Source organism: Rathayibacter sp. RFBD1 (genome assembly GCF_002932915.1).
GTDB lineage: Bacteria > Actinomycetota > Actinomycetes > Actinomycetales > Microbacteriaceae > Rathayibacter.
This window is the reverse complement of sequence record NZ_PSWQ01000009.1, coordinates 182,445-205,792: the sequence shown is the minus strand read 5'-3', so window position 1 is coordinate 205,792 and position 23,348 is coordinate 182,445. Positions and strand designations below refer to the sequence as shown.

Here is a 23,348-nt window from a genome sequence, read left to right as displayed (position 1 = left end):
CAATCCGGCCAGCGGATTCGGCGGCCCGTTGTCAAGGCTGGTAGTCATGCCGGACGGCGCCCCACACTGAGGGCACCGGCGCGCGGGGACACCGCGCGCGGGACCGCGGAGGAGGCGCTCATCGACGACGACCCCCTCCTGAACGCGTCCGACGCGACCCTCGCGGCGCGCGCCGTCGACGGCGACGTGCAGGCGTTCGAGCAGCTCGCCCGCCGCCACGGCGCCCTCATGCGCGTCTACGCCGCGAAGCTCCTCGGCTCCGAGGCGGAGTCCGAGGACGTGGTGCAGGAGGCGTTCCTCACCGGCTGGCGGCGTCTGGCCGATCTCGACAGCCCGGCGCACATCCGCAACTGGCTGATGCGCATCGTCACCCACAAGGCGATCGACCGGATCCGCGTCCGCCGCCGCCACGACGACATCGACGACTGGGATCCGCCCGCGCCGCCCGAGCACTCCCCCGAGCGCATCGTCGAGGCACGACTCCAGCTGGACGCGGTCTGGGAAGCGCTGGACCGATTGCCTGCTGATCAGCGACGCTGTTGGCTACTCCGCGAGACCGCCGGCTACAGCTACCAGGAGATCGCCGACGCTCTCGAACTCCCCGTCTCGACGGTCCGCGGCCTCCTCGCCCGGGCCCGTCGATTCCTGCTCCACGAATTGGAGGCATGGCGATGACCGACGACGCCGCCGTGCCCGAGGACGACCTCGACGGCCACACGCTCGAGGAGCTGGGCGAGTACCTCGACCGCGGCCGCGAGCCGCGCGACCCCTCGATCGAGAACTCCGCCGCGTGCCGGCTCGCTCTCGCGAACCTCACCCGCCTCACCGAGCTCTCGGCACGGGCGCTGCGGCAGGAGGCCGACCGCGAGCCCGACCGCGACGAGGTCTGGATCGCCGGCCTGCTCGACGCGATCCGCTCCGAGGTGCGCTCCGGCCGCGACATCCCCGTCCGCCACCCCGACCCGACCCTCCGCCTGGCGCTCACCGAGGCGGCCGTGCGCGGGATGATCCGCCGCGCCGGCGACACGATGGGCGGCGTCATCATGGGCCGCTGCACCCTCGACGGCGACGTCTCGGCTCCCGGCGCGGTGGTGCGGATCGACGTGACCTGCGCCCTCGAGTTCGGCCTGCCGGTCGCCGTGGCCGCCGACCGCCTGCGCGAGCGCATCCGCTACGCCCTGGAGCGCCACACCGAGCTGACCGTCGGCGCGATCGACGTGACCGTCGACGACGTGTACCCCCACCGGGAGGAGCGGGAATGACCGACGACACCGAGCTCTCGCAGCGGCTGACCGCCGAGATCCGCGACATCGAGGGAGTCGCGGGGGTCTACCCCGCCCAGCCGATCGTCGAGGCCGCGGCCGACGCGCTCGCCGTGAAACTGGACCTGCGGCAGCCCGACGTGCTGGTCGACATCGACCGGTCGGAGGGGTTCACCACGGTGAGCGCGCACATCGCCGCGTCCGCCGCACTGCCGGCCCCCGAGACGCTCCGCCTCGTGGGCGAGCGGATGCACGCGCTGCTCGCCGCCGACCCGTCGATCACGGGGCCGCTCGCCGTGAACGTGAAGGTGCGCCTCATCGAGGACTCGGGGCGCGCCGAGCACTGAGCGGGGCCGCCGCCGCCCCCTCCCGCGGGAGGCCGCTCTGGTACGCCTCGCGCGGCGTGCCGCGTACCGGAGCGGCATCCAGGGGAAGGGATCAGGGGTAGCCCGTCCGGGTCAGCAGGAGACGAGGCGGTCGAAGCGGGACGCGACGCCCGAGCTGTCGCTGAACTTGCGGTTGATGACGCTCATCGTGTTGCAGCCGCTGTCCGGGCCGTTCCTCCAGATGACCTTGACGTTGCTCGCCTGGTCGCAGTGCCACCACACCGTGACCTGCGCGCGACCCAGGGAGTCGCGCTGCGAGCGGACCTCGTAGCAGTTGCCCGGGCCGCCGTTCTGGTAGACGAGCTACCCGGCGGAGGCGGGGGTCGCGACGGCGACGGCCCCTCCGAGGGCGAGGGCGATCGCGGCGAGCGTGGCCGTGAGACGACGGTGCATGGTGTTCTCCTTCGAACGGGCGATCGGAGGCGACGGCGGCCGTCCCTCTGCCAGCACCCTGGACCCGGCCCCGCTGAGCCCGGTCATGAGCTTTCGTCCCGGGGATCACCCCGCCTGGAGGGTGGAGGGAGAGCGAGCACTCCTCACTAGCGTCGAGGCGCGTGCAGCTGCGCGCCCCTTCGACGCAGAGGACTCACCATGCCTTCACGACTCCTCGACCGGCCGCGACTCGCCCTCGCCCTCGCGGCCCTGTGCCTCGGAGTGCTCGCGGCGACACCCCCGCAGGCGGTCGCCGCCCTCGCACCGGCGTCCGCGACTCCGACCGCCTCGTCCGCCGGCCAGGCCGTCACGGCGGCGCCCGCCGACGCCCCGGGCTGGACCACGCTCCTGCGCGACGACTTCACCGGGCCGGCTGGCGCGCCGGTCGGGAGCCAGTGGGAGCACGAGGTCGGCACCTGGGGCACCGGGGCGGTCGACCGGACGACCGCGTCGACGGCGAACGTCTTCCTCACGGGCGGCGGCGCTCTGGGCATCCGCGCCCTCCGCGACTCCGCCGGAGCATGGACGTCCGGGCGGATCGTCACCGCCGACAAGTCGTTCTCGGCGCCGGCGGGCGGCCGACTGCTGATGACCGCCTCGATCCAGCTGCCGGACGTCGCGCAGGCCACCGGCTACTGGCCCGCCTTCTGGGCTCTCGGGCGGGACGCGAACGCCGTCATCGACTGGCCGGCGACCGGCGAGTTCGACATGCTCGAGGCCGTCAACGGCGCCGCCCAGGTGATCCAGACGCTGCACTGCGGAGCGCCGGACGGCGGCCCCTGCGACGAGCCCGCCGGCCGGACGAGCGGGATGCTGGACTGCGCGTCCTGCGTGACGGGGTTCCACCGCTACTCCGCCCTGCTCGACCGGACCGTGCCCGGCGACGAGCGCGTGGAGTTCCTCGTCGACGGCGTCACCCGGCACGTGGTGCGGGAGTCGGAGGTGGGGACGGCCGCGTGGCAGGCCGCGGTCCCGAACGACGTGCTGCTGATCCTGAACCTCGCCATCGGGGGCGGGCTGCCGAACGGCGTGTGCGGGTGCGACAGTGGAGCCGTTCCGAAGAGCTCCGGCGGGACGATGCTCGTCGACCACGTCGCGGTCTACCGGTCCGACGCGGCGCCGGCTCCGGTCGTCGTCGGGACCGCCGCGGTGGGCGCGACCCTGTCCTCCTCCGCCGGCCGGACGGGACCGCTCGTGCACCGCTGGGCGGCGGGAGGCGTCGACATCGCGGGAGTGACGGGTCCGGATCTCGTGGTCCCCTCCTCCGCGGTCGGCAAGCGGGTGACCGTGACAGTGAGCGCCGCCGACGGCTCCGGCCCGACGACCTCGCAGCCGACCGCACCGGTCGCCGCCGGCACCCTCGGCGCCGCGACGCCGACCGTCACGGGCACGGCCCGGGTCGGAGCGGTGCTCACGGCAGCCCCGGGTCCGTGGACGCCGACCCCCGTCAACCTCACCTACCGGTGGAAGGCGGACGGCGCGGCCATCGCGGGAGCGACGTCGCCGCGGTTCACGCTCACGAAGGCTCAGGCGGGGAAGCGGATCACGCTGACCGTCACCGGGACGAAGACCGGGTACACCACCGCGAGCCGGACCTCCGCGGCGACGGCGGTCGTGGGACGGTGACGGGCGCGGGCTGTCCCCCGCCCGCCACCGTGTCTCAGACCTCGCGCTTGCGGCGAGGAGCGATGCGCAGGACGGCGGTCCCCGCAGCGATGAGGGCGAATGCCGCGAGGGCCAGCCAGACCGAGTCGAACCCGGTCATGGCGAGCGTTCCGGCACCGACTCCGGCTCCGGCGGCTGTTCCGATGTGGTTGTACATGTCTCTCTCTCTGTTTCACCAGTCGCGCCGACGGCGTGTCAGCGCATCCAGGTAGGCCTTGGTGTGGACGACCTGCAGGAACAGGTCGACGACGAGCTCGTACATCGACGCGGCGGCGAGCATGTACCGCCAGCCGCGGTCGCGGACCGTCACGATCCGCTCGACGACGAAGATCGCGGTGACGGCCAGCCAGAACGGCTGGAGGCTCAGCTCGCCCCAGCCGACCGCGTAGACGATCGTGGCCAGGTAGACGTAGGTGATGATGCAGCCGAGCATCGTGAGCAGCTGACGCCCCCAGTAGGGAGCCGTGACCCGCGTGAAGCCGTACTGCACGCAGTTCTCGACCGCTCCGCGCTTCCAGCGCAGGCGCTGACGCCAGAGGTCTCCCCAGGTCGGCATGACCTCGGTGACGAGAGTGCAGCCGGCGGGGCTCAGCACGTCGTAGCCGAGGTGGCGGATCGCGAACGTGAGCTCGTTGTCCTCGGTGAGGACGGTGGTGTCGTAGATGCCGCCGATGCCGTCTCCGGAGGGGAGGGAGCCGGCCAGGCGGGCCGCGCTGATGCGGCGCATCACGGCGACCTGGAGCACGGCCGCGGTGCCCGTGACGACCAGGCACTTCCCGTTCAGGCGGCGCACGTCGCGGGCGTAGCGCGCGTACTCGTTGCGCTGGAGGTGGCCGACGAAGCCGCCGCCCTCGCCGCCGCGGAACACTCCTCCGACCGCGCCGATGCCGCCGTGCAGCCTGCCGCGGGCGATCTCGAGGAACCCGGGGTCGAGCGCGGAGTCGGCGTCCTGCACGAGCACCAGGTCGTCGTCCTGCAGCCCCGGGAGGACCTCGGCGAGGAACTGGTTGAGGCCGCCCGCCTTCTTGTGGCTGTTCCCGACGGTGACGAACACCTCGGCGCCGTGCGCGAGAGCGATCTCGACCGTGGCGTCGGTGCAGTTGTCGGCGATGACGACGATCCGGTCCGGCGGCCAGGTCTGCCGGCGCAGGCCCTCGATCGCCGCGGCGATCCCGGCCTCCTCGTTGTGGGCGGGGAGGGCGGCGACCAGGTCGCCGATGCGCGACGAGGCGCGGCGGCCGCTGCGGGGGCGCGTGCCGCGGATCGGAGTGGATGCCGGAGGGAGCCGGTCGGCGTCGACGGCGGGGAGCACGGTGCGCTCGAGGACCGCGGCGGGGGCCGGCGGACGCTCGAGCAGCGCGGTCGGGGCGGCCGGACGCTCCAGGGCGGCGGTCGCGGTGGCCGGATGCTCCAGGGCAGCGGCCGTCGCGGCCGGAAGCGCGGTCGGCGCAGCCCGACGCTCCAGGACAGCGGCCGGCACGACCGGTCGCGCGACCACCGCGGACGGGGCGGCCGGATGCTCCAGCACCGCGGTCGGGGCGGCGGGGACCGTCACCGCTCCGGCAGGCGTCGCGGACGCGAGGCGGCGCGGAGCGGAGACCCGTTCGCGCCCGGAGCGGGCGGCACGGCGTCCCGAGAGCGGGCGCGAGGCCGTCTCGTCGTGCGCCTCCCAGGTCGCCCGGCGACGGGGAGCCGTCGGCTCGTCCGCGCCGTGGCCAGGCTGTGTCGTCATGACTGTTCCTCTCCGCGGCCGGGGGCCGATGTGCGCTGATGAGCGCCCGCGCGGAACGGAGGTCGTCGCCGGGGTGGGCGCGACCCGAGTGAGGAACGGCGTCCGACGGGGGGATCGGAGCAGGGCCTGACAGAGGACAGCATCGGGGGGTGCTGCGATCAACCTAGGGGCACGGAGATGATGGAAGCAAGCAAAATTTGTCACCCTAAAGGGGCCATGCAAGGTCCTTGCGGCTCCGTCGTCCTCGTCGTAGCAGGTCAGTCGGCTCGCCGAGCCTCCTCCACACCCGGCGCACCCCTCTCCGCTCGGCCCCGCGGCGGGCCGTTCGGGGGTCGGCGGCGCTCTTGTGCGCCGAGCCGCCGGGGTCCAGCATCGAGCGACGGCCCCCGCCCGGGGCGGCCGCACCCGACGGGTCAGGGGCGCCATGCGGTCGCGAGGTCTGCTCTTCTGCCTGATCCCGCCGATCCTCTGGGGCGGCATGCTCCCGGTCGCGGACAGCATCGCGGCGACGGTCGACTCCTTCTTCATGACCCTCATCCGCTACACCGCCGCCGCGGTCGTCCTCGCCCTGCTGCTCGCCCGGGCGGAAGGGCTCCGCGCCTTCCGGCTCGACGGCCGCGGGTGGCGGCTGGCACTGCTCGGCGCCTCCGGATTCGCCGGCTTCGGCCTGCTCGCCTTCACGGCTCTGCGGTTCACCTCGGCCCCGAACGTCAGCCTGATGATGGGGATGATGCCCGCGATCGGCGCGGTGCTCGCGAGCATCGGCGCGCGTCGCCTGCCGCCTGCCGCCACCGTCGGCTGCATCCTGCTCGCGCTCGCCGGAGTCGCGCTCGTCGTCACCCGCGGCGACGTCGCCCTCCTCCTCGACGGCGAGCTGGGGTTCGGCGAGCTGCTCGCCCTGCTCGGAGCGATCTGCTGGGTCGTCTACACGCGCGGAGCCGCGGCGTTCCCCGGCTGGTCGGCGCTGCGGTACTCGACGCTCACCACCGCGCTCGGCTGCCCCTCGATCGCCGTCGCGGTCGCCGTGGCGACGGCCACCGGCTCCGCGCACCCGCCGACCGGAGCCGAGGTGCTCGCGGCCTGGCCGCAGCTGGCCTACCTGATCCTCCTGGCCGGCGTCGTCGCCGTGCTGCTGTGGAACGCCGGCATCAAGCTGCTCGGCGCCCTCAACGGCACGCTCTTCCAGAACCTCGTCCCGGTCACGACCTTCGCGATCAGCATGGCGGGCGGCTACCGGCCGGGGCCCGTCGCCCTGCTCGGCGCGGCCATCGTCGTGACGGCGCTGCTGCTCAACAACTGGGCGACGCGGCGCGCGGCCGCGGTCGCCGCGCGTCCCGCGGCGGTGCCGGCTCCGGTGCGCTGAGCGCACCGCGGGAGCCTCCCGCTCGGGGCGGTCACTGGTCGGAGTTGCCGGCCCAGCGGACGGAGCCCTGCGCCTCCTCCTTGCTGATCGGGGACACTGTGCGGCAGTGCGAGCACTCGAGCAGGTAGCGGGTCGAGACGGTCAGGACGGGGACGAAGAAGAGCGAGAGGCGCGTCCGGCGGCGGAGGATCCGCTGCTCGTCGCGCTGCCCGCAGACGCGGCAGACGAAGACGAGCGTCCGGAGGAGGTCCTCGACGGCTCGGGTCCCGAAGATGAGGAGCATGCGTCCGAGCGTAGGGAGCAGGGCGCGCTCGGCGGAGGGGGTTGCCGGGGCGCCGTCGCCGCGTAGCGCCGGGCGCAGACGACCACGGCGAGCGCCGTCTCGAGCAGGTCGCCTCCGTAGAACAGCAGGAGCGCCGCCTGGCGTCCGGTCTCGTCCGGCGCCTCCGCGTAGAGCACGGTCGCGAGCAGCGCGTGCGCGGCGATGCCCGCTCCGAGCACGCCCAGGCGCAGGCCGAACGGGGCGCGGTGCGGGTTCGGATCGACTCCGGCGAGCGCCGCCGTCAGCAGGCAGCCGCTGAGCAGGAAGTGCAGGCCGAGTGCGAGGTGCAGCAGCGGGTCGGCGTGCGCGGCGGCGAGCAGTCCGGTCGCGTGCACGAGCCAGAGGGAGCCCGTCGAGAGCAGGAGCGCCGTCACGGGGTGGGCGAGGAGACGGGCCGGGCGGCTCCGGAGCAGCCGCGAGAGCCGCCGGGCCGCCGTGACGTCGAGCGCGCGCAGGGCCAGGGTGACGGGGGCCGAGAGCACCAGGAGGAGCGGCGCGAGCATCCCGAGGACCAGGTGCGTCAGCATCGCCCCGCGCGGATCCGCGTGCGACCACTCCGCGAGCGGACCCGCGAAGCAGAGCGCCGCGGTCGCGAGCCCGCCGAGGAGCAGGGCGGTGCGGTGGAGCGGCCACGGCCGTCCGCGCCGCCGCTCGAGTGCCGCGGCGCCCCCTCCGAGTGCCGCGGCCGCGGCCAGCGGGACCAGGAGCAGCAGGCCCGGGTCGAGCAGGGAGTGGTCGGCGTGCGGGGTCACGCCGTCGCGCGCCGTCGCCGAGGCAGGAGGAGGAGCCCCGCCGCGAGCAGCACCGCTCCCGAGGCGATCCAGGCGGAGTCGTAGAGGAGCAGGTCGACGTCGTAGCGCACCTGGTGAACGCGGAGCAGCTTGTGGTCGACGACTCCGTCCCACAGCTGGAACAGCCCGGCCCCGGTGAGCCCCGCGGCCCACGCCGTGCGCGGACGCAGAGCGGATCGGCGCCGGGCGTCGGCGATCAGGAAGCCGCCGCCGACGAGTGCGAGGATCTCGGCCGCGTGCAGCAGCCCGTCCGAGAGAAGGCCGATCGCCGGAGTGGAGCGGTCGTAGAAGTGGTGCCAGGCGAGGATCTGGTGGAAGACGATCTCGTCGACGGCCGCCATGAGGCCGACTCCGATCAGGAAGGCGCCCTGGAACGCCCTGTCGCCGCGGAGTCCCCGGCCGCTCCGCCGCATCCGGTCCCCTCCCGATCGAGTGCCGGGGCCCCGGGATCCCGAGACCCCCGCGCCTCCTCCCGAGGCCCCGCCACCAGGGAAGCGGACGCCCGGATCGCGGCCTAGAGGGTTGACTCCTCGCGCCCGCGCCGGTCGTGCTGCCCCTCCGCTACGGGCTGGGCCGACGAGGCGCAACCCCGCGCGAGGGGCGCTCCCGTTCGGGAGAGTGGAGGCATGCAGCAGCTGACCTACGCCTCCAAGAGCTTCGTGACGACCGACGCCGTGACCGAGGCCCTCCTCGACCTGGTGACCGCGATCGACCGCCAGGAGCACTCCGAAGCGGTCACGGTCCCGGCGTTCACCGAGGACGGCGAGCTCATCGAGGCGAAGATGACCCTCGACGCGAGCAGCGAGCTCGTCGCCGTCCCCGTCGAGGTCTCCATCAAGGACGAGGAGTCGACCACCGGCGCCGTCGAGGCCGCCGTCGAGGACATCCGCTCCCGCATCAAGAGCAACCGCGCCACGATCGCGCGCCCCGTGATCGACGAGGACCCGGAGCCCTACAACTACGAGGAGTTCTGAGCAGCGCCTGCGGGCCTCCACGCCTCAGCACTTCCGCGCCTCCTCCGCACTGAGTTGCCCGGATCTGCTCACGACACGCCGGAGCGGCCAGCCGATCCGGGTACCACAGCGCGGATCCTCGCCCTGCGCCTCTTGACCGGCGGCACCGCAGGGAGTCGGATGAGGGCGTGCGCGCGCTGGTCCCCGTCTCCGATCCGTGGTCCGTCGACGGGAGCGGGCGGACGGACGACGGGCCCGTCGACGACCTCTCGGTCCGCGCCGAGCGGGACGGCGGCTCGTACTCGGTCCGCACGCTGCGGCTGACCGGTGTCCGCCTCGGGCCGCGCGGCTCGGTGCACGGAGTGGTCACCGATCCGGTCGCGACGGCGGCGCTTGCGATCGGCTCGCTCCTCCTCTCGGCGATCCCCGCCGACCTGCCCGAGGACCGGACGCGAGCCGCGATGGTGGCAGCGGAGGCGCGGGCCCAGGAGCTGGCCGCCGACCGGTCCGCGTGGGACGTGAGCCCCCTCCCCCTCGATGGGATCGACTACGCGCTCTTCACCCGGACTGTGCCCGAGGGCGCCGTCGCCCACGCCGACCTCGGCTGGGCCGTCGTCGCGCTGTGGAGCATAGGCCCGCTCCCCCGGGGCCCCTTCCACCTGCTCGAGATCCCCGACGAGCCCGTCCCGCGCTGAGTCGCCCGGATCGGCTCGCGACACGCCGCAGCGGGGAGCCGATCCGGGCGACTCAGCGAACGGGTCAGCGCACTCGGCCCGGGTTCACGCGCCCGCGACCGTGGAGCCGCGCACCAGCAGCTCGGTCGGCAGCAGCGTCACACGCTGCACCTCCTCGCCGGCCAGGAGTCGCACCAGCACGTCCGCCATCGCCTCGCCGAGGCCTGTGGAGGGCTGGCGCACCGTGGTGAGGCGCGGCTCGCTCGCCTCGGCGAAGTAGTCGCCGTCGAAGCCCGCGAGCGCGATGTCGCCCGGCACCGTGAGGCCGCGCTCGCGCAGCGCCGTCAGGGCGCCCGCCGCCATCTGGTCGTTGGAGGCGAAGACCGCGTCGATAGGCCGCCCGGAGTCGAGCAGGCGGCGCATCGCGGTCGCGCCGTCCTCGGGCGAGTAGTCGCCGTACTCGACGAGCGAGTCGTCGAGCCCCGCGGCGCTGACGGCCGAGCGCCAGCCGGCCAGGCGGTCGATCGCGGCGGGCATGTCCTGGCGGCTCGCGATCATCGCGGGGGCCGTGCGGCCGAGGCTCAGCAGGTGCTCGGTGACCGTGCGCGCCGCTCCGGTGTTGTCGACGTCGACGAAGTAGCTGCCGCCCTCCTCCGTCAGCGGCCGCCCGCCGAAGACCACGGGGAGGGAGGCGCCGAGCTGCGCGTAGGAGTGGTCACCGCTGTGGTGCGAGACGACGAGCGCGCCGTCGACGTTGCCGCCGAGCAGGTAGCGCCGCGTCTTCTCGGGCGCCGCCTCCGACGCGATCACGATGGTGAGCGTGTACTCGGTGCCGGCGAAGGCCATCGCGGCCCCCTGCACCACCGAGGCGAGGAACGGATCCGCGAACACCTTCGCCGCCGACTCCGGCACCACGAGCGCGACGGTCTGCGTGCGGCGGCTGGCGAGGGAGCGCGCGGCGCGGTTGGGCACGTAGCCGAGCTGCTCGATCGCGGCGAGCACGGCCGTCCGGGCACCGTCCTTCACGCGCGGGGAGTCGTTGACGACCCGGCTGACCGTCGCGCGGGAGACTCCGGCCAGCGCGGCGACGGCTTCGAGGGTCGGGGCGGCCGAGGCGGTGTCGTGGGTCATGCGGGCCTTCCTCGCGGGTGCCTCCGAGGCTAGCCGAGCGCCGGAGGAGTGGGCTCGTGCGGGGCGTCCGCGGCGTGAAGGGGCGCGGATCGCGGCCATTCGGGGGTGATGCGGCGGTGACGGGGCCACCGGGAGCGCCCCCGACGACCGCGCTCAGAGCCCGGTCGCCCCCTCCTGGCCGAGGCCGTTGAGGGCGAGCGCGAGCTGCGTCCGCGTGCGGACCCCCATCTTCCGGTAGGCGTGGGCGAGGTGGGTCTCCACCGTGCGGACCCCGAGGAACAGCTGCTCGGCGATCTCCCTGTTCGTCAGCCCGGAGGCGGCCGCGTCGGCGACCCGGGCCTCCGCGGTGGTCAGCAGCGCTCGGCCGTCCACCGCGTCGACGGTCTCCGTCAGCTGGAGGGTCCTCGCGGCGATCCGGGGGTCGTCGGCGTGCGCGCGCGACGTGGCGACCTCGGCCAGCACGGTGCGCGCCCGGGCGCTCCTGCCCCCGGCGACGAGCAGCTCGGCGCGGTCGAGCTGCGCCCGCGCCAGCTCGGGCGCGAATCCGCTGCGGCGCAGGAAGTCGACCGCGTCGTCCGCCAGGCGCAGGGCCTCGGCGGGCTCGCCCGAGCGCATCGCGACGAGCGCCCGGAGCCGGAGCGCCTGGCCGTGAGCGTGCGGGCGCCGGTGCGGCTCGTCGAGTCCGGCGAGGTGCCGGGCGAGCGCCTCCGCTCCCTCCAGATCGCCGGCGTGGACCCGCGCCCGGCCGAGCTCGACGTCGATCCAGAGCCGCCTGCCGGGCTCGACGATGCCCTTCGCGTCCGCCAGCGCGAGAGCCGTCTCGAGCTCTGACCGCGCGATGTCCCACTGCTCGGACCACGCGGCGTCGATCCCGGCGAGCCCGTGGAGCAGCAGCCCGCCGCGCATCATCGACGTCGGGCTCACCGATCCGGCGAGCAGCTCCTCCAGGGTGCCGCGGTCGTTGCGGGTGAGCGCGACGAGCCCGCGGGCGCGCGTGAGCGGCAGCGGCGGGTCGACCAGGCCGCGCGCGTGCTGCTCCGCCTCGGCCAGCAGCGACCCGGCCTGCACGATGCGTCCCGCGAGCACCTCCACGATCGCGGCGTGCGCGAGGGCGGACACGGTGGTCCGGTGCTCGCCGACGAGCTTCGCCGTGCGGACGAACGCCGTGAGGGCGGGGCGGGAGCGGCCGAGGTCGTCGGCCTGGTACGCGCCGGTGGCCTCGACCGCTCCGGAGCTGGACCTCAGGTCGAGCACGCCGTTCACCGCCTCCAGGGCCCGCGTCCGCGCGAGGATCTCCGAGGAGAGCCCCTGCCCCGCATCGAGGTGCCGGAAGGCGAGATCGCCCAGAGCAGTGAGGAGGGTGTACGGCGTGAGCTCCGGAGGGAGCGCGGCGGCCCGCTCGGCCAGTGCCCGGCCCACCTCCGCGGCCTCGCCGCTGGACCAGACGAGCCTCAGCACCTGGATCACGGTCGACCGCACGTCGTCCGGCTCGAAGGTCCTCAGCGCGTTCGCGAGGCGGTGGTCGAGGGCCTCGACGCCCAGGTCCTGGGCGATCGCCTCCGCGGAGACGACGGCGAGCCGGTCGAACCGGGACGGCGTCAGCTGCGCGGGGTCGACCATCGCGGACAGCCGCAGGACGAGCGCGATCTCGCCCCGCCCACCGGCGATCTGCGCCGCGTGCAGCACCGTGTCGACGTGCGCGGTCGAACCCGGTTCCGCCCGGGCGAGCGCGCGCAGCGCCAGCCGGAGAGCGTCGGAGCTCGTCCCGATGCGCCGGGCCCGATCGGACGCGGTCCGCAGCTCCGCCGCCAGCTCCGGTTCCGGACCGGGCGGGAGGGCGTCGTCGCGGTGCTCGAGCCGCTGCTCGGCGGGGAGGGCCGTCTGGGCCAGCTTCGCGTGCAGGGCGCGCCGGACGCCCACCGGCGTCGTCTCGGTCACCGCGGTCCGCAGCAGCGGCGTCCGGACCGACACTCCGTCGCCCGTGACGCTGAGGACGCCGAGCCGCACGGCCTCGGCGAGCGCCTGCTCCTGCTGACCGGAGACCTGGAGGAGCACGTCGACGCTCCCCGTCCGCATCAGAGCGGTCGCGACCAGGAGCTCGTGGACGGCCTCCGGGAGCCGGGAGATCCGCTCGATCGTCGACGCGACGGCGCGGGACGCGGAGGCCCTCGGCCGCGGCTCCCCCGCCCGGCGGGCCATCGCGAGGTCGATCGCCCAGGACGGGTTGCCGCCGCTCTCCGCGGCGATCTCGGCCGCCTCGGTCGGGGTCAGGCCGTCGATGTCGGCGTCGGCGAGGACGGCGGCGACCGCCGCCGGTCCGAGGGGAGGGAGGAGCGCGAGCTGGGCCGCGGTGAAGACCACCTTCCACGAGGTCACCGGTCCGCCGGCGTCCAGTTCGCGCGCGACGACGAGAGCGATGCCGGCCGCCTCCTGTGGCGGTCGGAACATCGGCGCCAGGAGGTCGACCGACTCCCGGTCCGCCAGGTGCGCGTCGTCGAGGATCACCACCGCGTGCGACGCCGCCAGCAGGGAGCAGAGGTGGCGCAGGGCGGCCTCGAGCACGCGGCGGTCGGCGAGAGCGGGGGGATCGACGACGAGGAGCCGCTCCAGGACGGCGCGGTACCCGCTCGGCAGAGCGCGGTGCAGGCGGTCGGGCACGAGGCGGAGGAGGGACCTCACCGCGGCGAAGGGACCGACGGCCCCCTCGTCGAAGCGGATCAGCAGCACGACCCGGTCGTGGCGGACGCGGCGGGCGAGGGCCTCGAGCATCGTCGTCTTGCCCACGCCGGGCTCGCCGACGAGCGCCAGACGGCCGCCGCGCTCGCCGGCGACGCGCACCATCCGCTGGAGCAGCGCCCGCCGCTCCGGCGCGATCCGATCGGGACCCTCGGGGTCCTCGAGCGCTCCGGGGGTCATCGGCGGGCGCTCCCGAAGACGGCGTCGAGGTGCGCGAGCGCCGACTTGGTCGGCGACAGCGCGGTGTGGCGCGCCCCGGCCCCCACGTCCTGGAGTGCTCGCGCGAGCGGGTGGCCGGTGCGCAGTGCCGCCGCGCCGCTGCCGTTCACGAGCAGCGGCAGCGCGCCCTCCGCCTCCGCGACGGCCTGCACGGCCAGGTCGGCCGCCGTGGCGCGGTCCAGCGCGGACTGCGCGTCGACCGCGGCGCGGGTGCCGAGCCCTGCCACCGCGGCGGAGTAGAGGGCGTTCGCCCGCGCGACCCGCAGCATCGCGGAGCTCACCGAGGCGCGGACGTCGCCGCGGTCCCAGCGCGCCGATCCGTCCGCTGCCTCCGCCGCCACCCTCTCGGCCGCGGCGGTCACGGTGCCGATCAGGGGGGCGGCGAAGAACAGCGTGGCGAAGTAGGTCAGCGGTGCCGCGGCAGGATCCGGACGGAGGATCCGGGTGCGGCGGAGGGGCACGGTCACGTCGTCGAGGAAGGCGGAGTCGCCGCCCGTGCCCCGCAGTCCGAACGCGTCCCAGGTCGCCTCGGTGCGCACCTCGTCGACGGGGACCAGCACGCGCACCGGCTCACCGGCGCCGGCGTCGAGGACCGTCGCCATGACCCAGTCGGCCCAGGGCAGTCCGCTCGCGGGCGAGGAGACCGCCCGGACGCGGAAGCCCCCGCCGATCCGCTCGCCGGTCCCCTGCGGAGCGAGGGTCCCGCAGACCAGCGGCGCGCGTCCGGGCGCCCAGATCTCGCGCAGCGCCTCGTCGGGCAGCTCCGCGACGGCGAGGTTCGTCACGGCGGCGACCGCGCCGACCCAGCCGAGGTCCGTGTCCTCGGCGCCGAGCGCGAGGAGCCGGGCGGCGATGTCGGCGACGGTGGCGGGGCCTCCTCCGTACTGCTCCGGCCGCCAGGCCCGCAGGACTCCGGACCGCTCGAGCGGGAGCGGCACCGGGGCCGCTCCGCGGCCGGTGGTCGAGGGGATGTCGTGGTGCGTGAGGGTCATGCTCGTCCTGTCGATCGTCGCCGGAGTCCCGACTCCGCTTCCGCGCCGCTCGGGGCGCTGCGGTGCGGCGTCGTCCGGTCCCGATCCTCGCCACCGGCTGTCGACGTCGCGTCGACGACGGATCGACGCCGGGGCGCGCTCCGGCTCACAGTCCGTGCGGGGCGACGAGGAGGCGGACGGCGAAGACGGCGCCGAACAGGACGAACCAGAAGCCGCCGACGACGACGCCGGCGACCGCCAGCCCGCGTCCGCGCTCTCCGGTCCGGCGGATCTGCGCGAGCGCGACCAGCGACACCACGAGGCCGACGACGTTGAGGACGAACGCGAGCACGAAGCCGGCGATCGACAGGGTGTTCAGGCGATCGGTGTGCGGTGCGGTCGATGTGCTCCGGCCGGTGATGGACATGGGGTCTCCTTCGTGCAGCGTCCCGGGCGGGCGCAGCGGCGGACCGTCCGAGATCAGCCTCCGACGATGGACGACAGGTGTCGAGCACCGTCCGGACGATCGTGATCACCCCACAGGATGAGGGCGACGGACCTCCGTGATCGCACGGACGCCGGCCCCGGCGCAGCGGACGACGATCGCCTCCATGCCGGAACACGAGCCCGCCCTCGACTCCTTCTCGGAGCAGTCCCCCTCCACCGCAGCCGCCCGGAGCGCTCTCCGCGCCTCCCCTGCGCAGTGGATCAGCGGCGCGCGTCCGCGGACCCTCCCCCTCAGCATCGGCTCCGTCGCCCTGGGCACGGGAGCGGCGATCGCGGGCACCGGCGGCGGCATCGCCGAATGGGCGGCCGGCGGCCGGAATCCGGGGATCGCGGCGCTGTGCCTCGCGGTCGCGCTCTGCCTGCAGATCGGCGTGAACTTCGCCAACGACTACTCCGACGGCGTGCGCGGGACCGACCGCTTCCGGCGCGGACCGGCCCGGCTGACCGGAGCCGGGACCGCCGCCCCGGCCGCCGTGCTCGGAGTCGCCCTGTCGTTCCTCGCGCTCGCCGCGGTCAGCGGGACGGCGGTCGTCCTGCTCACGGGGCTCTGGTGGATGCTCGCGGTCGGCGCCGCCACGATCGTCGCCGCATGGTTCTACACCGGAGGCGCGCGCCCCTACGGCTACCGGGCGCTCGGCGAGGTGTCGGTCTTCGTGTTCTTCGGGCTCGTCGCGGTCCTCGGCACGGAGATCGTGCAGCTGGACCGCCTCACCGGTCCCGGCTGGATCGCCGCCACGGCCGCCGGATCCTTCGCCTGCGGCGTCCTGATGGTCAACAACATCCGCGATGCCGAGGCGGACCGCCTCGCCGGGAAGCGGACCCTCGCCGTCGTCGTCGGGGAGCGCACCGCGCGGGTGCTCTACGCCGTCCTCCTGCTCGCCCCGTTCGCTCTCCTCGCCGTCCTCGCGCCGGAGCATCCGCTCGCGCTCGTCGCCGCGTCGGCCCTCGCACCGGCGGTCCCCGCCGTCCGGATCGGCTCGCGTCCGGCGGACGCACCGCGCCTCATCGCCGCCCTCCAGCTGTCGTCTACCGCCTCGCTCGTCTACGCGCTCCTGCTGACGGGAGCGCTCGCCCTCGGCGCCCCGTCCTGACCGCCGCAGCCCGGCGAGCCCGTCCCCCGCACGTCCCTCTCACCCGCCCGCTCCCCCGATCGAGGTCACTCATGCGCATCGTCTTCTCCGCCAACCCGCTCCCGGGGCACCTCGTCCCGATGATCCCGCTCATGCGGGCCGCGCGTGCCGCCGGGCACCGCGTCGCCGTCCTCACCGGGGCCGACGCCGCGGCGTTCGTCCTCGCCGAGGGGAGGCCGGACCTCGAGATCCTGCCCGCAGGGCCGCCCACCCTCGCGGCGATGACCGCGATGCAGGAGGAGACCGGGGCGAGCCCCGCGACCGCTCCGGATCCCGCCACGATCGCCGAGTTCTTCGCCGTGCGCCGGGTCGCCGAGACGGTGGACGAGGCGGTGAGCGCCGCCCGGGTCTGGCGCCCCGACCTGGTGATCAGCGAGAGCCTCGATCACGTCGGACCCTACGTCGCCGAGGCGCTCGGAGTGCCGTTCGTCAGGCACACGTTCGGACCCGAGCGCCCCGAGGCGGTCCGGACCGCGATCGCCGCGGCCTCCGCCCGCGCCGCCGCCGCGCGGGGTGTCGTGCTGCCGGCCCCCGCGGCGTGGATCGACGTCTACCCGGCGTTCCTCGAGGACCCGGCGAGCGTCCGCACCGGATACCGCATCCCCCTGCGCCCGTCGGCGCACGAGGCCGCGGGCTCGCCCGGAGCGCCGCGGCCGGCGCACGGCGACCGGCCGCGCGTGCTCCTGACCATGGGAACGGTCTTCACCAGCCAGCCGCTCCTGGACGCCCTGGTGTCGTCGATGGAGCGGGACGGTCTCCGCATCGACCTGGTGGCCACCGCCGTCAACGGCGTGCGGGCGCGGCCGGGGGCGCCGGAGTCCCCCGTGCGCGTCGAGAACGTGCCCTTCCGTCCGCTCGCCGAGCTCTTGGCGGACGCCGACGCCGTTGTGACAGTGGGCGGTGCCGGCACCGTCCTCGCGGCCCTCGTCTCCGGGGTCCCCCTCGTGGTGATGCCGCTCGGCGCGGATCACGCCGTCAACGCGGCCCGCGCCACGGCAGCGGGTGCGGCGATCACCGTCGCCGCAGCGGAGGAGGCGGGTCCCGCCCTCCGGAGGGTCCTCGAGGACGACCGGTTCCGCGCGAGCGCCCGGACGGCCGCCGCGCGCATCGCAGCGCTGTCGGCCGCCGACGAGGTGCTCGGCGAGATCGAGCACCTCGTCCTGGGCGACCTGCGGAAGCGGGCGTGAGCGGGGAGGAGCGGCCGGGAGGGATGCCGGCCGCGGAACCCGGTCCCGGTGCGCTGCGGCCGCGATCCGCCGGGTCCGGGCGCGGATCCACGCCGTCGCACCGTCGTCGACAGCCCGTCGACCGGACGTCGACGGCCGACTGGTCGACTCCTCACGACCGCCCCCTCCGGGCGGACCCACGACGAAGGACGGACATGCCCCCCACCACTGACCACCGCACCGCCGGTGCCGCTTCCGCCTCCCGCGCCGCGTTCCTCGAGGACGTCGCCGCGCTGAGCGCCGCTCTCGAGGGCGCCGCGCTGACACCCGAGGACGACGGCTACGCGGCCGCCTGCGCCGGCTACAACCTCGCCGGCCACCGGCGTCCCGACGTCGTCGTGACGGCGCGCAGCGCGGGCGACATCGTCGAGGCGGTCTCGTTCGCCGCGGCGCACGGCCTCCCCGTCGCCGTCGTCGCCACCGGCCACCACGCGACCCGCCCGATGCGGGACGGCCTGCTCGTCTCGACGGCGGCGATGACGGACGTGCACGTCGATCCCGCGGCTCGACGGGCCGTCATCGGCGCCGGCGCGCGCTGGAGCGACGTGGTGCCGCGCACCGCGGAGCACGGCCTCACTCCCGTCCACGGGTCCTCCGGCCACGTCGGCGCGGTCGGCTTCACGCTCGGCGGCGGCCTCAGCCCCGTGCTGGGCCGCCGGTACGGCTGGGGGTCCGACCACGTCGTCGCCCTCGACGTCGTCGCCGCCTCCGGCGAGCTGCTCCGCGCCTCCGCCGATAATCACGCCGACCTCTTCTGGGCCCTGCGCGGCGGCCGGAGCAGCCTCGGCGTCGTGACCTCGATGGAGATCGAGCTGTTCCCCGTCGAGCGGTTCATCGGCGGCGGCCTGTTCTTCGACGGGGAGCACGCCGAGGCCGTCCTCGCCGCGTTCGCCGCGGCGACAGCATCGGCGCCCGACGAGCTCACGCTGTCGCTGGCGTTCCTCCGCTTGCCGCCGGTGCCCGGTGTGCCGCCGCTGCTCGCCGGGAGGTCCGTGCTGCACGTCCGGGTTGCGCACCTCGGCGACGCGGCGACGGCTGCGGCGCTCCTGGCTCCGCTCCGCGACGCGGCGCCCGTCCTCGTCGACACGGTGGAGGAGACGCGGTCCGAGGACTTCGAGCGCATCCACAACGACCCGACCGACCCGGCGCCGTTCTCGGAGGAGACCTCCCTGCTCGCGGGCCTCGACGCGTCCGCGCAGCGCGCGCTCCTCGACACCGTCGGACCCGCGAGCGGCACCGGTCTCCACATCGTCGAGCTGCGGCACCTCGGAGGGGCGTTCGCCGCGCCGCGGGCCGGAGCCGGGGCGGTCTCCGCAGGCTCTGCCGCCTACGTCCTCTGGGCCGTGTCCATCGGGATGCCCGAGGACGACGCCGACGGCGTCGCCCAGGCGCGCGCGCTGATCGAAGCCCTCCGCCCGTGGAGCACCGGCGCGCGGTACGTCAACTTCGCCCCGGACGACGGGCACCCCGAGCGCTCGTTCTCCGGGGACGACTGGGCGCGGCTGCTGCGGGTGAAGGCGGCCGTCGATCCCGGCGACCTCTTCCGGGCGCAGACGCCCCTGCTCGAGCACGCGCCGTCCGGCGAGCGCCGTCCCGCCCCGCGCCCGTGAACCCGCACCACCGACCCGCACGAACGACCACCACCGACCGAAGGAGCACCACCGTGACCACCACCGGCACCACCGACACCACCACCGCCACCGCCGCCCTGCCGTTCGCGGTCGAGCAGGAGCTCGGCCGCATCCCGCTGCTCTGGGCGCGCGCCCTCGACACCGCCGACGCGTCCGTGCTCGAGGACCTCCTGACCGACGACGTCGTGGTTGACATGACGCCCGCGACCACGAGGATCGGGCTCGAGTTCCCCGTCCTGCAGGGGAGCGGGACCGTGATCCCCACCATGATCGGCGCCGTCGGCCCGCTCGACACGATGCACGCGGTGAGCAACGTCACCGCGAGCCGCCGCGGCGACGGGTACCTCGTCGAGGCCTACGCCCTGGCGCAGCACTTCCTCCCCGGCGAGGGGCCGGTCGCGACGGCGACCCGGCACGCCCTGATGGGCAACACCTGGACCTTCCACGTCCGCGTCACGCCCGAGGGCCACCGGGTGGAGCGCTTCGTCATGGACTGCCGCTGGATGGAGGGCGACCCCCTGGTCCTGCTGGCCGCGATCTCCTGACGCCCGCGGCGGCCGGATCCGCGGACCCGGCCGCCGTCCTCACCCCGGCGGGATCCCGGAGACTCCGGCCGGGACCCCGAGGAGGCCGATCCGCCTCAGGCGACCTCCTGCCGCAGCGGCTGGCGCCGCGCGAAGGCGCGCACCAGCGCGAAGAAGCCGTAGCGGCCGCCGGCGGCGTCGAGGAGGAGGTGCGCGTCGACCAGGTCCTCGAGCACGGCGCGCGTCGCCGACACCTCCAGGTGCAGGACCTGCGCCGCGGTCTCGACGGAGAAGGCCTCCTCGGTCAGGTGGGACAGCGCGTGGAAGGCCGCCCGGCGGTCCTCCAGGAGCCCGGCCGACGCGCGGCGGAACGGGGCGTCCACGATCCTGCAGTCGGCGTGCATCACGACCGGCTGGTCGAGGTCGTCGTACAGCTGCTGCTCGATCTGCGCGACGCTCCACGCCGGACGGTCCGCGAGGCGGGCCGCCGCCACGCGGACCGCGAGGGGCTGGTGCGAGCACGCGGCCGCCAGCCTCGCGGTGGGGCCGGGCTCGGCGGCCAGGCGCTCACGGCCGACGAGGCGCCCCATCAGCTCGACGGACTCCTCCGGGGCGAGCGGCAGGAGCTTCATCCAGCGCGCCCCGGTGACGTCGAGGAGCCGCCTGGTCGCCGTCACCACGGTCAGCGAGCCGGCGCCCGTGGGGATCAGGGGGTGGACCTGGGCAGCGCTCGCCGCGTCGTCGAGGAGGAGCAGCACCGGCCGGTCCGCGGTCACGGACCGCCACAGCGCCGTGCGCTCGTCGAAGCCGTCGGGGACCGCGGCGCGGGCGACTCCGGCGCCCTCGAGGAGCGACAGCAGCGCGCCGGCCGCGGTGCGGGGGTGGCCTCCCGCCGCCCGGAGGTCGACGAAGAACTGCCCGCCGGGGAACGCCGCCCGCACGCGGTGGGCGGCGTGCACGGCGAGCGCGGTCTTGCCCATGCCGCCCAGCCCGGTGATCCCGACGACCCCCTGGCCGGAGCCGACCGCCGCGGCCTGCTCGATGCGGAGGATCTCCTCGGCCCGCCCCACGAAGTCGGCCGGGTCCGGTGGCAGCTGCGCGGGTGCGACGGCGTGGCCCGGCGTCCCACCCGGCCGCGCAACGGAGGCCGAGAGGGCGACCGGACCGGCGGGCGGTCGAGCGGGATCGTCCTCGAGGAGGTCGCGGTGCAGCTGCTGGAGCGCCGCGCCGGGCGAGACTCCGAGCTGCTCGGCGAGCCGTCGTCGGAGCGCGTCGTAGGCGCCCAGCGCGTCGCTGCGGCGTCCGAGCGCCCGGAGCGTCTCCAGGAGGAGCGCGGCGACTTTCTCGTCGAGCGGTCGCTCCTCGGCGAGGCGGCGCAGCCCGGGCAGGGCGTCGTCGTGCCGCCCGAGGCCGACCCGGAGCCCGGCGAGCTCCAGCGCGATCTCGTTCCGCACCTCGAGGAGGCGCCGGCGCTGGTCCTCGAACCACTCCCCGGGCAGCCCGGCGAGCGGGGTGCCGCTCCACCGGTCCGCCGCGGCGCCGAGCCGCTCGGCAGCGCCGGCCGGGTCGTCGGCCCGCTCGAGCTCGCGGGCGAGACGGCGCTCCCGCTCGACCACGGTCAGGTCCAGATCGACGCCGCCCCGGGGCATCCGGTACCACCCGCCGTCGGTCTCGATGCCCGGCCCGTCCGCGCCGGCGTGAGGAGCGAGCACGCGCCGGAGCCGGTAGACGTAGGTCCGCAGGACTCCGTGCGCGCTCCGGGGCGGGGTCGCCCCCCAGATGCGGTCGACGAGCGTGTCGACGTCGACCGGGCGGCCGTCGGCGAGCAACAGGATCGCGAGGACGGCCCGCTGCTGCGGCGAGCCGAGATCGAGGTCGGCGCCCTCCGCGACGGCCGAGATCGGCCCGAGCACGGTGAACCCGACGGAGCGGGGAGCGGGTGAGGTCATGGACGGTCCTCCTGTGGCGGTGGGGCGGTGGCGGGGCGTCCGGACGACGCGGGGTGCGCGGGACGCGCGGATTCGAGGGGGTGACGGAGCGGCTGTCGCGATGCGGAGGAGACGGACGCCGGGTCCGCTGCGCTCCTCGCGGCTGGGCGGAACGACGGGCACCGCCCGCGCCTCCCGGAACCGGGACCGCGGACGGCTCCTCACCTGCGCCTCAGCGTCGCGGGAGTGCCGCGCGCGGGCTCGCGGCGCCCCGGTCGCTGCGGGCGGCGGCGTCCGACGGCGCGCTCGACCGGCGCCGCGAGGTGAGCGCGAGGAAGGCGAGCGCGCCGACGAGCGCGATGCCCCCGGCGAGGCGGAAGTCCCCGTCGAGGCCCGTCGCGGTCACCACGCCGCCGCCGACGATGGAGCCGGCCGCGAGGGCGAGCTGGATGGTGGTGACGAACAGCGCCAGTGCGGTCTCGGATCCGGCGGGGGTCGCCGTGGACATCCAGGTCTGCAGGGCGAGCGGGAGGCCTCCCCAGACGAAGCCCCAGACGAGCACGAGCGCGACGACGCCGACGCTCGAGGGCGCCAGGAACGGCAGCAGGACGACCGCCGCGGCGAGCGCGATCTGCGCCGTCCCCGTCGTGCCGCGCACGCTCCGCGTCACCGTCGCTCCGGCGGTGAAGTTGCCGGCGATCCCGGCGACGCCGAACAGCAGCAGTGCGACCGTGACCGCCTCCGGTCCGAGCCCGGCACGGGTCTGCAGGAAGGGCGTGATGTAGGTGTACGCCGCGAACTGGGCGAAGAACAGGACAGCGGCGCCGAGGAGTCCGACGCGGGCGCGCGGCACGCGGAGCAGTCCGCCGAGGGAGGCGAAGCGGACGCGCTCCGTCGAGGGGAGCGGCGGCAGGGTCGCGAGCTGGAGGGCGAGGGCGACCAGCCCGATCGCGCCGCCGATGACGAACGCGAGGCGCCAGTCGGCGAGCGCCGAGACGGCCGCGGACAGCGGGAGGCTGACGACGGTGGCGACCGAGATGCCGGCGGTGATCATCGACACCGCTCGGACGGCTCCGGCCGGCGGCACGAGCCGGGCGCCGATCCCCATGCCGATCGCCCAGAATCCGCCCAGGCTGACGCCGAGGAGTGCGCGGGCGGCCAGGAGCACGGGGAAGGTCGGAGCGAGGGCCGCGAGCGCGTCCGAGACAACCAGCAGTGCACTGAGGGCGACGAGCACGGTGCGGCGGTCGAACCGCGAGGTGGCGACCGTGACGAGGGGCGCGGCGAGGGCGGCGAAGAGGCCGGTGACGACGACGACCGAGCCGGCGGTCCCGATCCCGACGTCGAGGTCGGACGCGATCGCGGGCAGGAGGCCGATGGGCAGGAACTCCGAGAGGACGATCGCGAACGAGCCGAGGGCGACGGCCGCGACTCCGACCCGTCCGCGGCGCGCCGTGATTCCGGGCCCGCTCACGAGAGCGCTCCGACGATCGCGGGGGCGTCGACGAGGGGGAGCGTTCCGGTGCGCGACGGGAGGGCGCCACGGCGGAGGGCGGGAGGAACGGTGCTGGTCATGAGTGGTCTCCTTGCTGCTCGGGGTTCGCGGGCGGAAGCGGTCCTTTTCCGGGGGAGGCGGGCCGGGCAGGGAGCGCCGTGCCGATCTCTGGGCCTGATGAAGCCACCCGGGTTGTTGACCGATCAGTCTTGAACGCTACGCCGATGTAGACCTTTCAGTCAATAACTCCGTGCAGCCCTCCCGGCCGGG

23 protein-coding genes are annotated in these 23,348 nt (G+C 75.2%); 11 read left to right on the top strand and 12 right to left on the bottom strand.

The features are described 5' to 3' along the window. Positions 1-186 precede the first annotated feature (186 nt). The 3 genes from C5D50_RS04490 to C5D50_RS04480 are packed head-to-tail and all read left to right on the top strand — an operon-like array spanning position 187 to position 1,609. Positions 187-675, top strand: coding sequence for an RNA polymerase sigma factor (locus tag C5D50_RS04490; protein ID WP_244248147.1), 489 nt, complete (start codon positions 187-189; stop codon positions 673-675). Continuing rightward, the gene (locus C5D50_RS04485; protein WP_104223973.1) at positions 666-1,262 is read left to right on the top strand and encodes an Asp23/Gls24 family envelope stress response protein; all 597 of its coding nucleotides are present in this window, start codon (positions 666-668) and stop codon (positions 1,260-1,262) included. The genes C5D50_RS04490 and C5D50_RS04485 overlap by 10 nt, the downstream gene beginning before the upstream one ends. Continuing rightward, positions 1,259-1,609, top strand: coding sequence for a hypothetical protein (locus C5D50_RS04480; RefSeq protein ID WP_104225842.1), 351 nt, complete (start codon positions 1,259-1,261; stop codon positions 1,607-1,609). The genes C5D50_RS04485 and C5D50_RS04480 overlap by 4 nt, the downstream gene beginning before the upstream one ends. Before the next feature lie 111 nt (positions 1,610-1,720). On the opposite strand, the gene C5D50_RS16515 is transcribed toward C5D50_RS04480, so the two are convergent. Beyond that, positions 1,721-1,870 (bottom strand): hypothetical protein, encoded by a 150-nt coding sequence (locus C5D50_RS16515; RefSeq protein WP_181137289.1) that lies wholly within the window; start codon positions 1,868-1,870, stop codon positions 1,721-1,723. Between the two features lie 369 nt (positions 1,871-2,239). On the opposite strand from C5D50_RS16515, the gene C5D50_RS04475 reads away from it, so the two are divergent. Further along, positions 2,240-3,706, top strand: coding sequence for a family 16 glycosylhydrolase (locus tag C5D50_RS04475; protein WP_104282857.1), 1,467 nt, complete (start codon positions 2,240-2,242; stop codon positions 3,704-3,706). A gap of 34 nt (positions 3,707-3,740) precedes the next feature. Here C5D50_RS04475 and C5D50_RS16510 read toward each other — a convergent pair whose 3' ends face one another. Together C5D50_RS16510 and C5D50_RS04470 are read right to left on the bottom strand one after the other, a co-directional pair. Next, positions 3,741-3,902: a hypothetical protein gene (locus C5D50_RS16510; RefSeq protein WP_167305255.1), complete on the bottom strand. Its 162-nt coding sequence runs from the start codon at positions 3,900-3,902 to the stop codon at positions 3,741-3,743. Positions 3,903-3,917: 15 nt separating this feature from the next. Then, on the bottom strand, positions 3,918-5,477 hold the full coding sequence (locus C5D50_RS04470) for a glycosyltransferase family 2 protein (protein WP_104282856.1): 1,560 nt from the start codon (positions 5,475-5,477) through the stop codon (positions 3,918-3,920). 424 nt (positions 5,478-5,901) lie between these two features. Between C5D50_RS04470 and C5D50_RS04465 the strand changes: the two genes are divergently transcribed. Continuing rightward, on the top strand, positions 5,902-6,840 hold the full coding sequence (locus tag C5D50_RS04465) for a DMT family transporter (RefSeq protein ID WP_104257493.1): 939 nt from the start codon (positions 5,902-5,904) through the stop codon (positions 6,838-6,840). A 31-nt stretch (positions 6,841-6,871) separates the two neighbouring features. Here the strand turns inward: C5D50_RS04465 and C5D50_RS16990 are convergent, their stop codons facing one another. From C5D50_RS16990 to C5D50_RS04450, 3 genes are read right to left on the bottom strand one after another with little or no spacing between them, the layout of a single operon-like run. After that, positions 6,872-7,030 carry a hypothetical protein gene (locus tag C5D50_RS16990; protein WP_374953052.1) on the bottom strand — a complete coding sequence of 53 codons (159 nt, stop codon included), beginning with the start codon at positions 7,028-7,030 and terminating at the stop codon, positions 6,872-6,874. Beyond that, on the bottom strand, positions 6,982-7,914 hold the full coding sequence (locus tag C5D50_RS04455) for a cytochrome c oxidase assembly protein (RefSeq protein ID WP_104282855.1): 933 nt from the start codon (positions 7,912-7,914) through the stop codon (positions 6,982-6,984). The genes C5D50_RS16990 and C5D50_RS04455 overlap by 49 nt, the downstream gene beginning before the upstream one ends. After that, positions 7,911-8,366 (bottom strand): DUF2243 domain-containing protein, encoded by a 456-nt coding sequence (locus tag C5D50_RS04450; RefSeq protein WP_104282854.1) that lies wholly within the window; start codon positions 8,364-8,366, stop codon positions 7,911-7,913. Before C5D50_RS04450 ends, C5D50_RS04455 begins: the two co-directional genes overlap by 4 nt. 213 nt (positions 8,367-8,579) lie before the next feature. On the opposite strand from C5D50_RS04450, the gene C5D50_RS04445 reads away from it, so the two are divergent. Next, positions 8,580-8,927 (top strand): hypothetical protein, encoded by a 348-nt coding sequence (locus C5D50_RS04445; protein WP_104223965.1) that lies wholly within the window; start codon positions 8,580-8,582, stop codon positions 8,925-8,927. Positions 8,928-9,094: 167 nt separating this feature from the next. Then, positions 9,095-9,601, top strand: coding sequence for a hypothetical protein (locus C5D50_RS04440; protein ID WP_104282853.1), 507 nt, complete (start codon positions 9,095-9,097; stop codon positions 9,599-9,601). 84 nt (positions 9,602-9,685) lie between these two features. Here the strand turns inward: C5D50_RS04440 and C5D50_RS04435 are convergent, their stop codons facing one another. From C5D50_RS04435 to C5D50_RS04420, 4 genes are all read right to left on the bottom strand, one after another. After that, on the bottom strand, positions 9,686-10,711 hold the full coding sequence (locus tag C5D50_RS04435; RefSeq protein WP_104282852.1) for a LacI family DNA-binding transcriptional regulator: 1,026 nt from the start codon (positions 10,709-10,711) through the stop codon (positions 9,686-9,688). Between the two features lie 153 nt (positions 10,712-10,864). Then, positions 10,865-13,627: an AAA family ATPase gene (locus C5D50_RS04430; protein ID WP_104282851.1), complete on the bottom strand. Its 2,763-nt coding sequence runs from the start codon at positions 13,625-13,627 to the stop codon at positions 10,865-10,867. Then, positions 13,624-14,658, bottom strand: coding sequence for a hypothetical protein (locus C5D50_RS04425; RefSeq protein WP_104282850.1), 1,035 nt, complete (start codon positions 14,656-14,658; stop codon positions 13,624-13,626). Before C5D50_RS04425 ends, C5D50_RS04430 begins: the two co-directional genes overlap by 4 nt. A gap of 145 nt (positions 14,659-14,803) precedes the next feature. After that, positions 14,804-15,064 (bottom strand): DUF4190 domain-containing protein, encoded by a 261-nt coding sequence (locus tag C5D50_RS04420; protein WP_104282849.1) that lies wholly within the window; start codon positions 15,062-15,064, stop codon positions 14,804-14,806. Positions 15,065-15,248: 184 nt separating this feature from the next. On the opposite strand from C5D50_RS04420, the gene C5D50_RS04415 reads away from it, so the two are divergent. From C5D50_RS04415 to C5D50_RS04400, 4 genes are all read left to right on the top strand, one after another. Continuing rightward, on the top strand, positions 15,249-16,235 hold the full coding sequence (locus tag C5D50_RS04415; protein WP_104282892.1) for a 1,4-dihydroxy-2-naphthoate polyprenyltransferase: 987 nt from the start codon (positions 15,249-15,251) through the stop codon (positions 16,233-16,235). A gap of 71 nt (positions 16,236-16,306) precedes the next feature. Beyond that, positions 16,307-17,461 carry a glycosyltransferase gene (locus C5D50_RS04410; RefSeq protein WP_104282848.1) on the top strand — a complete coding sequence of 385 codons (1,155 nt, stop codon included), beginning with the start codon at positions 16,307-16,309 and terminating at the stop codon, positions 17,459-17,461. Positions 17,462-17,655: 194 nt separating this feature from the next. Beyond that, positions 17,656-19,110, top strand: coding sequence for an FAD-binding oxidoreductase (locus tag C5D50_RS04405; RefSeq protein ID WP_104282847.1), 1,455 nt, complete (start codon positions 17,656-17,658; stop codon positions 19,108-19,110). A gap of 53 nt (positions 19,111-19,163) precedes the next feature. Next, on the top strand, positions 19,164-19,676 hold the full coding sequence (locus C5D50_RS04400) for a nuclear transport factor 2 family protein (RefSeq protein WP_181137288.1): 513 nt from the start codon (positions 19,164-19,166) through the stop codon (positions 19,674-19,676). Between the two features lie 95 nt (positions 19,677-19,771). On the opposite strand, the gene C5D50_RS04395 is transcribed toward C5D50_RS04400, so the two are convergent. After that, a complete protein-coding gene (locus tag C5D50_RS04395) occupies positions 19,772-21,604 on the bottom strand; it encodes a BTAD domain-containing putative transcriptional regulator (protein WP_104282845.1) in 1,833 nt (610 codons plus the stop codon). 211 nt (positions 21,605-21,815) lie between these two features. Next, entirely contained in the window at positions 21,816-23,057 is a 1,242-nt protein-coding gene (locus tag C5D50_RS04390) for an MFS transporter (protein WP_244230557.1), read from the bottom strand. Positions 23,058-23,348 lie beyond the last annotated feature (291 nt).

Bases quoted from the DNA above. Each gene is read 5' to 3' on its own strand.
- C5D50_RS04485 (WP_104223973.1), top strand. From the start codon at position 666: ATGGCGATGACCGACGACGCCGCCGTGCCCGAGGACGACCTCGACGGC.
- C5D50_RS04480 (WP_104225842.1), top strand. From the start codon at position 1,259: ATGACCGACGACACCGAGCTCTCGCAGCGGCTGACCGCCGAGATCCGC.
- C5D50_RS04475 (WP_104282857.1), top strand. From the start codon at position 2,240: ATGCCTTCACGACTCCTCGACCGGCCGCGACTCGCCCTCGCCCTCGCG.
- C5D50_RS16510 (WP_167305255.1), bottom strand. From the start codon at position 3,902: ATGTACAACCACATCGGAACAGCCGCCGGAGCCGGAGTCGGTGCCGGA.
- C5D50_RS04470 (WP_104282856.1), bottom strand. From the start codon at position 5,477: ATGACGACACAGCCTGGCCACGGCGCGGACGAGCCGACGGCTCCCCGT.
- C5D50_RS04465 (WP_104257493.1), top strand. From the start codon at position 5,902: ATGCGGTCGCGAGGTCTGCTCTTCTGCCTGATCCCGCCGATCCTCTGG.
- C5D50_RS04450 (WP_104282854.1), bottom strand. From the start codon at position 8,366: ATGCGGCGGAGCGGCCGGGGACTCCGCGGCGACAGGGCGTTCCAGGGC.
- C5D50_RS04445 (WP_104223965.1), top strand. From the start codon at position 8,580: ATGCAGCAGCTGACCTACGCCTCCAAGAGCTTCGTGACGACCGACGCC.
- C5D50_RS04435 (WP_104282852.1), bottom strand. From the start codon at position 10,711: ATGACCCACGACACCGCCTCGGCCGCCCCGACCCTCGAAGCCGTCGCC.
- C5D50_RS04430 (WP_104282851.1), bottom strand. From the start codon at position 13,627: ATGACCCCCGGAGCGCTCGAGGACCCCGAGGGTCCCGATCGGATCGCG.
- C5D50_RS04425 (WP_104282850.1), bottom strand. From the start codon at position 14,658: ATGACCCTCACGCACCACGACATCCCCTCGACCACCGGCCGCGGAGCG.
- C5D50_RS04420 (WP_104282849.1), bottom strand. From the start codon at position 15,064: ATGTCCATCACCGGCCGGAGCACATCGACCGCACCGCACACCGATCGC.
- C5D50_RS04415 (WP_104282892.1), top strand. From the start codon at position 15,249: ATGCCGGAACACGAGCCCGCCCTCGACTCCTTCTCGGAGCAGTCCCCC.
- C5D50_RS04410 (WP_104282848.1), top strand. From the start codon at position 16,307: ATGCGCATCGTCTTCTCCGCCAACCCGCTCCCGGGGCACCTCGTCCCG.
- C5D50_RS04405 (WP_104282847.1), top strand. From the start codon at position 17,656: ATGCCCCCCACCACTGACCACCGCACCGCCGGTGCCGCTTCCGCCTCC.
- C5D50_RS04395 (WP_104282845.1), bottom strand. From the start codon at position 21,604: ATGACCTCACCCGCTCCCCGCTCCGTCGGGTTCACCGTGCTCGGGCCG.